Source organism: Pseudomonas protegens (assembly GCF_003732485.1).
Taxonomy (GTDB): Bacteria; Pseudomonadota; Gammaproteobacteria; order Pseudomonadales; family Pseudomonadaceae; genus Aquipseudomonas; species Aquipseudomonas protegens_B.
The window spans coordinates 442728-455688 of the sequence record NZ_MOAK01000080.1; the positions used below are offsets into that span (position 1 = coordinate 442728).

At 62.9% G+C, this 12961-nt stretch carries 14 protein-coding genes; 8 read left to right on the plus strand and 6 right to left on the minus strand.

The genetic code is table 11. The features are described from left to right. Positions 1 to 62: 62 nt before the first annotated feature. Positions 63 to 731, plus strand: coding sequence for an isoprenoid biosynthesis glyoxalase ElbB (gene elbB / locus BLX41_RS23320; protein ID WP_123726778.1), 669 nt, complete (start codon positions 63 to 65; stop codon positions 729 to 731). Between the two features lie 42 nt (positions 732 to 773). On the opposite strand, the gene BLX41_RS23325 is transcribed toward elbB, so the two are convergent. Together BLX41_RS23325 and BLX41_RS23330 are read right to left on the minus strand one after the other, a co-directional pair. Further along, positions 774 to 1226 (minus strand): YaiI/YqxD family protein, encoded by a 453-nt coding sequence (locus BLX41_RS23325; protein WP_123726779.1) that lies wholly within the window; start codon positions 1224 to 1226, stop codon positions 774 to 776. 79 nt (positions 1227 to 1305) lie between these two features. Further along, positions 1306 to 3204 carry a cytochrome c/FTR1 family iron permease gene (locus tag BLX41_RS23330; RefSeq protein WP_123726780.1) on the minus strand — a complete coding sequence of 633 codons (1899 nt, stop codon included), beginning with the start codon at positions 3202 to 3204 and terminating at the stop codon, positions 1306 to 1308. Positions 3205 to 3547: 343 nt separating this feature from the next. Here BLX41_RS23330 and BLX41_RS33835 point away from each other — a divergent pair, with 343 nt between their 5' ends. The 5 genes from BLX41_RS33835 to BLX41_RS23355 all read left to right on the plus strand — a co-directional run bounded on the left by BLX41_RS33835 (position 3548) and on the right by BLX41_RS23355 (position 7151). Beyond that, positions 3548 to 3685: a hypothetical protein gene (locus BLX41_RS33835; RefSeq protein WP_185073730.1), complete on the plus strand. Its 138-nt coding sequence runs from the start codon at positions 3548 to 3550 to the stop codon at positions 3683 to 3685. A gap of 220 nt (positions 3686 to 3905) precedes the next feature. Beyond that, positions 3906 to 5399 (plus strand): COG3014 family protein, encoded by a 1494-nt coding sequence (locus tag BLX41_RS23340; protein ID WP_123726782.1) that lies wholly within the window; start codon positions 3906 to 3908, stop codon positions 5397 to 5399. 12 nt (positions 5400 to 5411) lie between these two features. Further along, positions 5412 to 5783: a YcfL family putative periplasmic lipoprotein gene (locus BLX41_RS23345; protein WP_123726783.1), complete on the plus strand. Its 372-nt coding sequence runs from the start codon at positions 5412 to 5414 to the stop codon at positions 5781 to 5783. Between the two features lie 33 nt (positions 5784 to 5816). Continuing rightward, positions 5817 to 6404, plus strand: a complete 588-nt coding sequence (gene lpoB, locus BLX41_RS23350; RefSeq protein WP_123726784.1) for a penicillin-binding protein activator LpoB — start codon at positions 5817 to 5819, stop codon at positions 6402 to 6404. Positions 6405 to 6407: 3 nt separating this feature from the next. After that, positions 6408 to 7151 (plus strand): penicillin-binding protein activator LpoB, encoded by a 744-nt coding sequence (locus tag BLX41_RS23355; protein WP_123726785.1) that lies wholly within the window; start codon positions 6408 to 6410, stop codon positions 7149 to 7151. Positions 7152 to 7208: 57 nt separating this feature from the next. On the opposite strand, the gene BLX41_RS23360 is transcribed toward BLX41_RS23355, so the two are convergent. From BLX41_RS23360 to BLX41_RS23370, 3 genes are all read right to left on the minus strand, one after another. Then, positions 7209 to 7841: a LysE family transporter gene (locus tag BLX41_RS23360; protein ID WP_123726786.1), complete on the minus strand. Its 633-nt coding sequence runs from the start codon at positions 7839 to 7841 to the stop codon at positions 7209 to 7211. 115 nt (positions 7842 to 7956) lie between these two features. Next, a complete protein-coding gene (locus tag BLX41_RS23365; RefSeq protein ID WP_123726787.1) occupies positions 7957 to 8538 on the minus strand; it encodes a mechanosensitive ion channel family protein in 582 nt (193 codons plus the stop codon). After that, the gene (locus BLX41_RS23370; RefSeq protein ID WP_123726788.1) at positions 8538 to 10448 is read right to left on the minus strand and encodes an ATP-binding cassette domain-containing protein; all 1911 of its coding nucleotides are present in this window, start codon (positions 10446 to 10448) and stop codon (positions 8538 to 8540) included. Before BLX41_RS23370 ends, BLX41_RS23365 begins: the two co-directional genes overlap by 1 nt. Positions 10449 to 10498: 50 nt before the next feature. On the opposite strand from BLX41_RS23370, the gene BLX41_RS23375 reads away from it, so the two are divergent. After that, positions 10499 to 10963 carry a TIGR02444 family protein gene (locus tag BLX41_RS23375; protein WP_123726789.1) on the plus strand — a complete coding sequence of 155 codons (465 nt, stop codon included), beginning with the start codon at positions 10499 to 10501 and terminating at the stop codon, positions 10961 to 10963. On the opposite strand, the gene BLX41_RS23380 is transcribed toward BLX41_RS23375, so the two are convergent. Continuing rightward, entirely contained in the window at positions 10960 to 12096 is a 1137-nt protein-coding gene (locus tag BLX41_RS23380) for an AlgP family protein (protein ID WP_123726790.1), read from the minus strand. The two genes, BLX41_RS23375 and BLX41_RS23380, sit on opposite strands and share 4 nt — an antisense overlap. A 193-nt stretch (positions 12097 to 12289) precedes the next feature. Between BLX41_RS23380 and BLX41_RS23385 the strand changes: the two genes are divergently transcribed. Further along, positions 12290 to 12955: an FKBP-type peptidyl-prolyl cis-trans isomerase gene (locus BLX41_RS23385; RefSeq protein ID WP_123726791.1), complete on the plus strand. Its 666-nt coding sequence runs from the start codon at positions 12290 to 12292 to the stop codon at positions 12953 to 12955. Positions 12956 to 12961: the final 6 nt, after the last annotated feature.

A 12961-nucleotide genomic window follows, 5' to 3' on the forward strand; every position in this document is an offset into this window, starting at 1 on the left:
CCAGTGGAGTAACACGCCGGTCATTGGCATGCTGTCAGCACCCTGAACCTGGAGAAAAAACCATGAGCAAAAAAGTTGCAGTGATCCTTTCCGGTTGCGGCGTGTTCGACGGTGCCGAGATCCACGAAAGCGTGATCACCCTGCTGCGCCTCGACCAGCGTGGCGCCCAGGTGCAGTGCTTTGCCCCGAACATCCCGCAGATGCATGTGCTCAACCACCTGACCGGCGAAGCCATGCCCGAGACCCGCAACGTGCTGGTGGAGTCGGCGCGCATTGCCCGCGGCCAGGTCAAGGACCTGCGCGAGGCCAATGTCGAAGACTTCGATGCGCTGATCGTGCCCGGCGGTTTCGGTGCGGCCAAGAACCTCTCCAGCTTTGCCACCGAAGGCGCGGCCTGCACAGTCCAGGCGGACGTCCTGGCCCTGGCCGAAGCCTTTGCCGAAGCCGGCAAGCCGGTGGGCCTGATGTGCATCGCCCCGGCCCTGGCGGCGAAAATCTATGGTCCTGGCGTGACCTGCACCATCGGCAACGATGCCGATACCGCAGCGGCCCTGGGCAAGATGGGCGCCAGCCACGCCGAATGCGCAGTGAGCGACATCGTCGAGGACAAGGCGCGCAAGCTGGTGAGCACCCCCGCCTACATGCTGGCGCAATCCATCAGCGAGGCCGCCTCCGGGATCAACAAGCTGGTGGACCGGGTGCTGGAGCTTACCCACGAAGGCGAGCAGTAGTCCCCAGGCACCACGTTTCAGGAGGAGCCGCAGGCTCCTCCGTCAGGCCTTCGCCAACCGGGTCAGAATCCGGTCCAGGGCATTGGCGAATGCCTGCTTCTCCCGCTCGCCATAAGGCGCCTGCCCGCCACTGACCTGCCCCTGCTCCCGCAGATCGGTGAACAGATTACGCACCGCCAGGCGCTCCCCCATATTCTGCGCATCGAACTCCTTGCCACGCGGATCCAGGGCCGACACGCCCTTTTTCACCAAACGATCGGCCAACGGCACATCACTGCAGATCACCAGTTCACCGGGCACTGCATGCTCCACCAGGTAATCGTCGGCAGCATCCGGGCCACTGGGCACCACAATCAGTTTGACGCAGGCGAAGGCCGGCTTGATCTGCGCTTGCCCGGCCACCAGCACCACCTCGAACTGGCGCTTCAAGGCAAAACGCACCACCTGATCCTTGGCCGCCTTGGGGCAAGCGTCGGCATCGATCCAGACACGCATTGATGTTCTCCTCACAAAATGCAAAACGGGCAAGCCACCCCTTGTAGGAGCCGGCTTGCCCGCGATCAGCCGCACCGCCTCAAGAAGCCTGCACGCGGCGCTTCTCACTCATGCGGCTGCGACTGTACAGCACCACGATCGCCAGGATCGCCACGGCCTGAGCCCCCAGCGAGTAGGCATCGGCATGAATGCCCAGCCAGTCGAAGTCGAAGAAGGCTACCGGCCGGGTGCCGAAGATGCCCGCTTCCTGCAACGCCTTGACCCCGTGTCCGGCAAATACCACCGACAAGGCACACAACAGCGCCGCGTTGATGCCGAAGAACAGCGCCAGAGGCAGCTTGGCCGAGCCCCGCAGAATCACCCACGCCAGACCCACCAGCAACACCAGAGCGGTGGCGCCACCGGCCAGTACCGCGTTGTGCCCGGCAGGACCTGCCTGCAGCCACAAGGTCTCGTAGAACAGGATCACCTCGAACAGCTCGCGATACACCGAGAAGAACGCCAGCACCGCAAAACCGAAGCGCCCGCCGCCGCCCACCAGGCTGCTCTTGATGTAGTCCTGCCAGGCCGCCGCATGTCGACGATCGTGCATCCACACCCCGAGCCACAGCACCATGACACTGGCGAACAACGCCGTGGCCCCTTCCAGCAGTTCCCGCTGGGACCCGCTGACATCGATCACATAGGCCGCCAGGGCCCAGGTGGCCAGGCCGGCCAACAGGGCCAGACCCCAGCCGACGTTGACACTGCGCACCGCCGATTGCTGGCCGGTATTACGCAGGAACGCAAGGATCGCCGCCAGTACCAGAATGGCTTCCAGGCCTTCACGCAGGAGGATCAGCAAGCCGGAGATAAAGCTCAGGGACCAGCTCAGGCTGTCGCCACCCAACAACTCGGCGGACTCCTTGAGCTTGGCCTTGGCGGCGTCCAGGCGCTGTTCGGCCTGGGCCACCGGCAGTCCGTCCTGCAATGACTGCCGGTAGGCCATCAGGGCCTTCTCCGTGTCTTTGCGCACCGTGGCATCGACGTTGTCCAGGGAGCTCTCCACCAACTCGAAGCCTTCCAGGTAAGCCGCTACCGAAAGATCGTAGGCTTGCTCATGGTCGCCGTTGCGATAGGCCGCAAGGCTCTTGTCCAGGGTCGAAGCGGTGTAGTCCAGCAACTGCGCCGGGCCACGCTTGACCTGGGGTGGCTGGGCACGCTGAGCACGGAAAGTGGCCGCAGCCTCAGGGCCCAGGGCGGCCAGCACCTCACCAGGCGTCTGCCGGGCCAGATCGGCCAGATTAAAGCCTTGCTCGCCCTTGGCGGTGGCAGGATCAGCGCTGAAACCGGCGATGTAGGTGGCCAGGTCCCAACGCTGGCGATCATCCAGCTGATCGGCGAAGGACGGCATATCCGTGCCTTCGACACCCAGCCCCAGCGTGTTGTAGATGGCGTACAGACTCAGGCGATCAAGACGCGCGGCGTCCCGCAGGTTGGCCGGCGGCGGGGTCATGCCGACACCTGCCGGGCCATCACCGGCACCCTTTTCACCGTGGCAGACCGAACAGTGCTGGGCATACAGCGGCGCACCGCGAGTAGGGTCCGGGGTGATGATCGGAGCCTGACTGACCTCATAGGCCACCGCCAGCTTGGCGCCCATCTGCCGCGCCAGGCGTGCCACTTGACTACCCTCGACGCGATCATCGACCGCCTTGCGCAGGCTGACGATGCCCTGCTCCAGCTCGACCTTCTCCGGCTTGGCCGGCAGGTCGGCGATCAACCCCTGCAAGACGCCGAGAAACTCCACCTGCTCGCGGTATTCGGACTCGTCGATGACCTTGCCGGCGGCAACGGTGGGCGGGTAATCGGCGCCGATGTAATCCAGCAGATGCAGGGCCTTGGGCGCGCCATCGACGGTATCGGCCTGCAGGTTGAAGCTGCAGAGCGCGAGTACCGGCAGCACCAGCAACGCCAGTAAACGGGAAGGGCCAGTCATGAACGAATCTCAAATGGAAATACGAAGTAACATATTGTTCCCTCCCAATGAGTTTCACTCAAGGCTTATCCGTCTGTTGAAACACTTGCGCCGGCCACAGCCTGCCGCCAGCGCCACAAGCCCGCCCTACTCCCACAAAGACCCGACCCGGGATCATCCTGCGGACCACCTATCGCGCAGGCCTACGCATCCGTCCAGGCCCAGCCGTTGAAAAAAGACCCGAGACGGGCCAAGGAACGCCAGCGTCTCAATATGCTGATAGAGGATGCCGCCCCCACACCTGGCGCACCTCCCCAACACCACCCGGGTGACTCGCCTGCGCCGGAAAAAAGGCCAACCCCGAATGCCCCAGGGAAAGACCGGCCAACTGCGCTTCACGCTGGACCAGCGCTACCAGGTCATCAGCCTGCGGCGCGTGTTCGTCAGCGCCCCTAGGCCCCTGGAAAAGAACCCGCTGACGGCCTGGTCCGGCAACCAATGAGCAGCGGCTCAGATAGTGGCAAACACCAATCAAATTGAGGTTAAAAAGCCATTACATCGCTAGAGTCCGCGTTTATAATGCCGCGCCCTCTTTATCGCGAGACGGCATTTAAGCTCCTCTTTTTATGAGGAATTGGCAGGTTAGCCGCTGTTCCTGCCAGTGGGTTCGTCCAGCCCGACCCGCACGCCAGGCTGTCTCATTCAGGGAAGAAGTAGTACCCATGGCATCCCGCGTCCTCACCTCGATTGCGTTTGGCGCAGTCACTCTGCTCGCTGGCTGTTCGGCCTTCCGCAGCTACGACAACGAGCTTCAGGAAACCAACCAGCAACTGCGTGCCGGTAACCTCGATGCCGCCCTGACCCTGCTGGAAAAAAACAACAAGGGTGAAGACAAGGACCTGCTCTATTACTTCGAAAAGGGCGAGTTGCTGCGAGCCAAGGGCGACCTCAATGGCAGCCAGGCCGCCTGGGGCCATGCCGATCAGGTCGTGGGCAACTGGGAAGACTCGGTCAAGCTCGACACCGACAAGTACCTGGCCCAGTTCGGCAGTTTCCTGGTCAACGACAAAGTCCGTCGCTACGAAGGCTATGACTACGAAAAGGTCATGCTGACGACCCAGATGGCCATGAACCTGCTGGCCAGCAACGACTTCGACGGCGCCCGCATGGCGATCAAGAAGACCCACGAACGCGAAGCGGTGATTGCCGAACTGCGGGACAAGGAATACCTCAAGCGTGAGGACGAAGCCGAGAAGCAAGGGGTCAAGACCGAGTACAAGGACCTCAAGGGCTACCCGCTAGAAACCCTCGATGCGCCCGATGTGGTCAACCTGAAGAACAGTTACCAGAGTGCGTTCAGCCACTACCTGGCCGGCTTCGTCTATGAAGCCCTGGGCGAGAAGGACCTGGCGGCCCCCGGCTATCGCAAGGCCGCGGAACTGCGTCCCAACACGCCGTTGCTGGAACAGGCCCTGCTGAACCTGGACGCCCCCGTGGAACCGGTGAAAGTCGAAGCCCCGGGCAAGTCCTCGGCCAAGTCCAAGCGCAAGACCGCAGCCAAGGCTCCAGTCAAGGCACCCGTGGTAGCGGCCCTGGCGGCAGATGAGAGCGACGTGCTGATCGTGGTGCAAAGTGGCCTGGCTCCAGCCCGGGACTCGGTGCGCATCCCCCTGCCGCTGCCGATCAACGGCAACCTGGTCATCACCCCACTGTCGTTCCCGGTGATCAAGGCTGACACCTCGACCCAGACCTTCGCCCAGATCGGCATCGACGGTCAGCAGCAGAACCTGACCCTGCTCAACAGCACCACCGCCATGTCCCGCCGCGCCCTGCGTGACGACATGCCGGGAATCATCCTGCGCACTACCGTGCGCGCAGTGACCCGTAGCGTGGCGCAAAAGAACCTCAACGAGGTCAATCCCCTGGCCGGCCTGGCCGTGGGCCTGGCTTCGGCGGTGACCGAAGGTGCCGATACCCGCACCTGGCGCACCCTGCCGGACAACACCCAGGTAGCCCGCCTGCGTCTCAAGCAGGGCGAGCACAGCCTCAGCCTGCCCAACGCTCAGGGCGGCACTCAAGTGCAGGTCAAGGTTGATCAGCGCTATCAGGTGATCGCCCTGCGCGTGGTGGGCAACCAGGTATTCAGCAGCGGCCTGGCCGCTCATGTCATCCCGAACAATGCCGGCCAGAACATGGCCAGCACCCAACGTCCTTAAGCGGAGCCCCCCATGCGCTTGAAACTCCTCGCCGTTGCCGCAATGGCCGTTCTGGCCGGTTGCGCCACCCCGCCACCTCCTGCTCCCGGCAGCGCCGCGAGCAAGGTGGTGGTGATGAACAAGTTCAACAACATCGCCATCGGCGCGATGCGGGTCGCCCGTGAAAACGGCTTCCTGACGGTCAAGGTGGCGCTGAACAACACCAGCCACACCAACATGACCATGTACTACCGCTTTGTCTGGCTGGGTGACGACGGTTTCCCGGTTGCCGATGAAGAAAGCTGGAAAGTCTTCAACCTGTACGCGGCCCAGGCCACCTTCCTGCCGGCCATCGCGCCGGTGCCCAAGGCCACTGACTTCCGCCTGGAAGTCAAAACCCAATAAGCCGTTCCTGAACCCGATCAAGAGAGCACTTCCATGTTTGCACGCTTTTCCTTCCTCGCCGTGGTCGCCCTGCTGGCCAGCGGCTGCGCCAATACCTCCCCGGTCCTGGGCGGCAAGAACATCAGCTACGGCGACAGCAAGGCCGTGGAACTGGTGACCAACGAGTTCGGTTCCACCGACCTGCAGATGATCGCCGAGTCCATGACCCGCTCCCTGGCCCAGTCCGGCATCCTCCAGGGTCGCCCGGTGGTGCAGGTCTACGATGTGAAGAACAAGACCAGCGAGTACATCGATACCCGCGAGATCACCACCTCGATCAAGACCCAACTGATGAAGTCCGGCACTGCCCGCTTCGCCAGCGACAACACCGCCATGCAGAGCCAGGTAGACCAGCTCAAGCTGCAGAACCAGAGCGGCCTGTACAAGAAGTCCACCGTGGCCAAGACCGGCAACATGGTCGCCGCCAAATACCGTCTTGAGGGCTCCATCAGCTCCATCGTCAAGCGCAGCAGCGACTACAAGGACGTCTTCTACAAATTCAGCCTGCAACTGATCGACGTCGAGAGCGGTCTGGCCGAGTGGATGGACGAGAAAGAGATCCGCAAGACCACGGAGCGCTAAACAATGCGTGCATGGATTGGCATCCTGGCCCTGGCCTGTGCGTTCAGCGCCCAGGCGGCCCCGAAAGTTGCAGTCATGGACCTGGCCTACCAGGAACGTGTGCAGGAATACATTCACGTGGTTTCGGCCCAGCAGAACTACCGTGAGGGCTACTACAGCTCCAGCGGTTCGGCCAGCTACAACGAACTGGAAGCCAGCACCAGCTACATCGAAGAAGGCGAACTGCGCAAGTTCACCGGTGATATCAAGGGCGGGATTCTCAAGTCCGGGATGTTCCAGCTGGTGCAGGGGTCGCCCCACACCGATTCGTCCAAGACCAACGTCTACGACATCATCAAGCGCATCAAGGCCGGCAACTTCAAGGGTGCCGACTATGTGCTGTTCGGTACGGTGTCGGACATCGACTTCACCCAGGACATCAACGAACTGGCCAATACCAACAGCTACTCGGCGGTGCTGGGCCTGACCCTGGTGGCGGATTTCAGCCTGATCAACACCCGCACCTTCGAGATCACCTCGGCGTTCACCGCCATGGGCGAAGGCCAGGACACCAAGCTGGTGAACAGCCGCGACATCCGTGTCTCGCTGAACCGGCCACGGGTGGTACGCGAAGTCTCCAAGGCCCTGGGCGAAGACGTTACCCGGCAGATGGCCGAGCAACTGGGTCGCGGTGGCTACGAGCAACAGGGGCAAGCGCCGATGCGCAACAACCTGCCGCCGGACACAGCGCCGGTGATCCTGCGCTAAGCCGTACGCAAACGAAAAAGGCGACCCGTGGGTCGCCTTTTTTTGTCTCTGGAAAACCTAGGCCGCGGCTTTGCGAATGGTCGCCAGGAAGCCCGCTGCGCCGAGGAACAAACCGGCAAAAGTGCGGTTCATCCGCCGCTGCTGGACCGGGGTACGCAACAGACGCAGAACCTTGGACGCCAGCCCGGTGTAGCCGGCCATGACGATCAGATCGACCACGATCATGGTGGCGCCGAGAATCAGGTACTGCTTGACCAGGGGCGCATGAGGGTCGATGAACTGCGGCAGTACCGCCAGCATGAACACCAGGGCCTTGGGGTTGCTGATGTTCACCAGGAAGCCGCGAAACACCAGCGCCAGCGGCTTGCCGATGGGGCGGATGGCGGCGTCATCGCTAAGATCGCTGGGCAGCGCGCGCCATTGCTTGACCGCCAGGTACACCAGGTAGGCCACACCGAACCACTTGATTGCATAGAAGGCGGTGGCAGAGGCGGCGAGGATGGCGCCGACACCGGCGGCGACAATGACAATCTGCAGGGCCAGGCCCAGTTGCAGGCCCAGGGCGTTCCAGTAGCCGCGCCAGAAACCGTATTGCAGGCCGCAGGACATCGACGCAATGGCGCCGGCCCCCGGGGAAAGACTGATCACCCAACTGGCGGCAAAGAACGCCAGCCATGTCTCAAGCACCATCGCACACCTCGGATCGGATTGGTCGTGACTGCCTAAGCTAATCCTCCGACCCGCGGCTGACCATATTTTTTTCTCGGACGGTTCCTGATCGCAGCCTGTCCGCAGTCCCCTGGGACTACTTTTCGCCAGTCCCTACCGGCAGCACATCGCTGCCGCGCCAGCGACGCACCGAGCGCTGGAAGAACAAGCTGTTGGGCACCTGGACCATGGCGCTGCCGGTGCCGGCTTCCTCGGACTCGATCAGGGTGGTGTACAACAGGTTGATCGCCACCACCCGGCCCTTGACGCCGGGCTTGTCGACGGTGTCCACCAACTCCACCACGTCACCCAGGCGGAACGGGCCGACGGTGAAGATCAGGATCGCGCACAGCAGGTTGGAGAGCACGCTCCACATGGCAAAGAACGCCACTGCCGCCACCGCGACAAACCCGGACAGGGCGGTCCACAGCACCGTGGCAGAAACCCCCAGGCGTTCCAGGACGAAGATCACCGCGCTGCCCATGATCAGCCAGCGCAGACCGCCCCGCAGGGGCATCAGCAATTGCGGCGGAAACGGATAACGCTCGCCCAGGCGGGTGAGGCCACGAGCGACAAAACGCTGGGCCAGGTAGCCCGCCAGTAGGATCAGCAGAATCTGCACGCCGATCCACAGAGGAGCGATCCATTGCGCCGGCAAAGACAGTTGCAGCGCCTCCATCAGGACAGCGCCTCAAGTTCCGCCTGCATGCTTTCCAGCAACTCCAGGGCTTCCATCCAGGACTCTTCCAGCTCGGACTCACGGGTTTTGAGCTTGGCTTGCTCAGCCAGCAGATCCCGCAGCTCATCCTTGCGCGCCGCTTCGTAAAGACCACTGTCGCCCAGGCCGGTCTCGATCTTGGCCAGGCGCTCATGGACCTTGCCCAGTTCGACTTCCAGCTTGTCGGCCTCGCGCTTGTGCGGTGCCAATTGCTGACGCAAAGCAGCCGCGGCCTGGCGCTGGGCTTTCTTGTCGGTCTTGTCCGGATTGACCGGCGTGTTGCTGACCGGGGCATTGCGCTGGCGGTAGTCCACCAGCCAACGGGTGTAGTCATCCAGGTCGCCGTCGAACTCCTCGACCTTGCCGTCGGCCACCAGGAAGAAGTTGTCCGTGGTGCTCTTGAGCAAATGACGATCGTGAGAAACCACCAGCACCGCGCCGCTGAACTCTTGCAGGGCCATGGTCAGGGCCAGGCGCATCTCCAGGTCCAGGTGGTTGGTGGGTTCGTCGAGCAGCAACAGGTTCGGCCGTTCCCAGGCGATCAGGGCCAGGGCCAGGCGGGCTTTTTCACCGCCGGAGAAATTCAGCACCGGCTCGTCGATCCGCGCGCCGCGGAAGTCGAAGCCACCGAGGAAGTCGCGCAAGGTCTGCTCGCGTTCGGTGGGCGCCAGACGCTGCAGGTGCAGCAAGGGGCTGGCCTTGGAATCCAGGGAGTCCAACTGATGCTGGGCAAAGTAGCCCACCACGGTGTTCTCACCCCGGGTCAGGCGTCCGGACAACGGTTGCAGCTCACCGGAGAGGTTCTTGATCAGGGTCGACTTGCCGGCGCCGTTAGGACCCAGCAGGCCGATCCGCGCGCCCGGCGTCAGCTGCAGCTTGACCTTCTCCAGGACCGCGCGCTCGCCATAACCCAGACGGGCATCGGAGAGGTCGATCAGCGGGCTGGAGATCTTCGTCGATTCGCGGAAGGTGAAGTCGAACGGCGAGTCCACATGGGCCGCCGACAGCTCTTCCATCCGTTCCAGGGCCTTGATCCGGCTCTGGGCCTGGCGAGCCTTGGTGGCCTGGGCCTTGAAGCGAGCAATGTAGCTTTCCATGTGCGCGCGTTGCGCCTGCTGCTTCTCGTAGGCCTGCTGCTGCTGGGCCAGACGCTCGGCACGGGCCCGCTCGAAGGCACTGTAGCCACCGCGATAGAGGGTGATCTTGCGCTGGTCGACGTGAGCCACGTGATCGACCACGGCATCGAGGAAATCCCGATCGTGGGAGATCAACAGCAAGGTGCCGGGGTAACCCTTGAGCCAGTCTTCGAGCCAGATGATGGCATCGAGGTCCAAGTGGTTGGTGGGTTCGTCGAGCAGCAACAGGTCCGACGGGCACATCAGCGCCTGGGCCAGGTTCAGGCGCATCCGCCAGCCCCCGGAGAAATCGCCGACCTGGCGGTCCATCTGTTCGTTGGTGAAGCCCAGTCCAGCCAGCAGCTTGCGCGCCCGGGCGTCAGCGGTGTAGCCGTCGGCGCTGTCCAGCTCGGCGTGCAGCCGAGCCTGGGCGGCACCGTCATGGGCCGCTTCCGCGGCAGCCAGGTCACGCTGCACCTGGCGCAGGCGCAGGTCGCCGTCGAGCACATAGTCCACCGCCAGGCGCTCGAGGGTATCGACCTCCTGGCGCATGTGGGCAATGCGCCAGTCGGCGGGCAGGAAGCAGTCACCCGAATCCGGATGCAGCTCTCCACGCAGCAAGGCGAACAGGCTGGATTTGCCGGCGCCGTTGGCACCGATCAGGCCGGCTTTATGGCCGGCGTGCAGGGTCAGCTCGGCGTCTTCTAGCAGACGTTGCGGGCCACGCTGTAAAGTCAGGTTCTGAAGTCGAATCATAATGGCGGCGGAGTCTACCAGCTTCGCTCGCAACTGGCGCGAGTAGCACTATGTCCTCTGACCTGTGGAGCTTTTCCCTGAACACCTATGCCCTTCCCGGCGTGCAGGAAGCCTGCCTGCAACTGCAGGACGAGGGTGCCAATGTCTGCCTGTTGCTCTGTGGAGCCTGGCTTGGCCAGCGGGGAGTCCGCTGCGATAGTCAGCGCCTGGAGCAGTTGAAAGCGTTCGCGGCGCCCTGGCATCGGGACGTGGTTCAACCCTTGCGCGACTTGCGCATTGACTGGCGCGATGCGGCCCGCGAGGACCTTGAGTTGAGTGCCTTGCGCGAACAGGTCAAGACCCTGGAACTGGAAGCCGAACGGCAATTGCTGTTGCGTCTGCAGGAGCGGGTACGGGAATGGCCGGAGGATCAAGCGAAGAGCCTGGAAGACTGGCTTGGAGGATTGGCGGCCGGAGCCGCCGAACGCAACCGCGACGCGCTGCAGGTGCTGCGCGTCGCGGTGACCGGCGCTTAAGAAGCGCTGGAAGGAGTACCGGCAGTTACCGGAGCGGGAGCGGCAGGAGCTGTGCTCGCAGCCGCGGCTGGCGAGGCTGCAGGAGCGGCTGCAGCAGGCTTGACCGCAGCCGTTGCTGGAGCAGCTGGCTTGGCCGCCGGGGTGGCGGGTTTGACTGCTGCAGGCTTGGCTGCTGGCTTGACTGCTGCAGGCTTGGCCGCCGGCTTTTTCGCAGCCGGTTTAGCCGCAGGTTTCGCGGCCGGCTTGGCTGCCGGTTTCGCGGCCGACGATGCTGCTGGCTTGGCGGCTACTGCAGGCTTGCTGGCGGGTTTGGCAGCAGGCTTGGCCGGAACTTTTGCGGCGGCAGGTTTAGCTGCGGGCTTGGCCGCCACAGGCTTGGCGGCAGCAGGTTTAGCCGCTGCGGGTTTGGCCGCAGGTTTGGCCGCTGGTTTAGCGGCAGGTTTGGCTGCTACAGGTTTGGCGGCAGGTTTAGCCACTGGCTTGGCGGCAACAGGCTTGGCGGCGGCTTTGGCTGCTGGCTTGGCGGCAGCGGTCTTGGCGGCAACAGGTTTGGCAGGCGCAGGCTTGGCGGCAGGTTTAGCCGCTGCGGGTTTGCTCGCCGCGGGTTTGGCTGCGGGTTTAGCTGCACTGGCAGCCGCTTTTTTCGCCACTGGCTTGGCGGCAGATTTGGCAGGTGCTTTAGCTGCTGGCTTGGCCGCTGGTTTCTTTGCCGCGACAGCTACCGGCTTGGCATCACGAGTGCTCAATGCCTTGGCTACTGCTTCCTTCACACGACCGACGCCTTGAGCCAGTTTCAGGCTTTCCTGGGCATCGCGCTTGAGCTGCAGAATGTAGCTGCGGGTCTGTGCCTGGCGCTCTTTCAATGCGTCCAGCAGGTCTTCGAGTTCCTTCACCGCGGTCTTGGCCTTGGCTTGTGCCTTGGCCTTGCCGGCCGCCGCAGCGTCCTGCAATTTGGTGCGCGATTTGTGCAATTTTTCCTGTGCTTTACCCCGTTGTTTTTCCAGCTTGGCGAGCAGTTTTTCAGCATCAGCCAAGGCTTGGGAACAAGCGTTTTCCAAATGTTCGAGCAAGCTGCCCGACAGCTGTTGGAGCAAGTGCAACGGAGTATTTACAGGCTTCTTATTGGCCGACATGGTTTACCTCCTGGCTGACGTGAGTTGCGGCTCATACTAGACCTCTGCTGCTACCGCCGCTAGGGCATGTTGACAGTATCGAAAGCCCGGCGTTGCAGCGGATTGAAAATGTTCTTCACCGTCATCGAAGTTGCTCACCAACCCGCGCTTTGTCACTGGCATAATCCACCGCTACTCAGGCCGGAGAGTGCCCATGTCGCGTTACCTGTTTTTATCCCTGAGCCTGTTCTTGCCACTGGCTCAGGCTGCTGCCGAAGCGCCGCCCAATGACGCTCACGACCTTGCCTACAGCCTGGGCGCAAGCCTCGGTGAACGACTGCGCGACGAAGTGCCCGATCTGCAGATCCAGGCATTGATCGAGGGTTTGAAAGCCGCTTATCAAGGCAAGCCACTGGCCCTAAAAACCGAACGCATCGAACAGATCCTGACTCAGCACGATGCGCAGATCAGCGAGCAGTCAGCCAAGTCGCAAACTGAAGCGGCCCTGGAAAAGGAACGACGCTTTCTCGACCAGGAAAAAGCCAAGCCCGGCGTTCGCCAACTGGCCGATGGCATTCTCCTGACCGAGCTGACACCCGGCAGTGGCAACAAGGCCAGCCCCAACGGCTCAGTCCAGGTGCGCTACACCGGACGCCTGCCCGATGGCACCGTGTTCGATCAGGCCCAGCAACCGCAGTGGTTCCGCCTGGGCAGCGTGATCGAAGGCTGGCGCAGCGCCTTGTCGCAGATGCCCACCGGCGCCAAATGGCGACTGGTGATTCCTTCGAATCAGGCCTACGGCACCGAAGGCGCGGGCGACCTGATCGCGCCTTACACACCGCTGGTATTCGAGATCGAACTACTGGGCGTCGCCGGCTAAGGCACA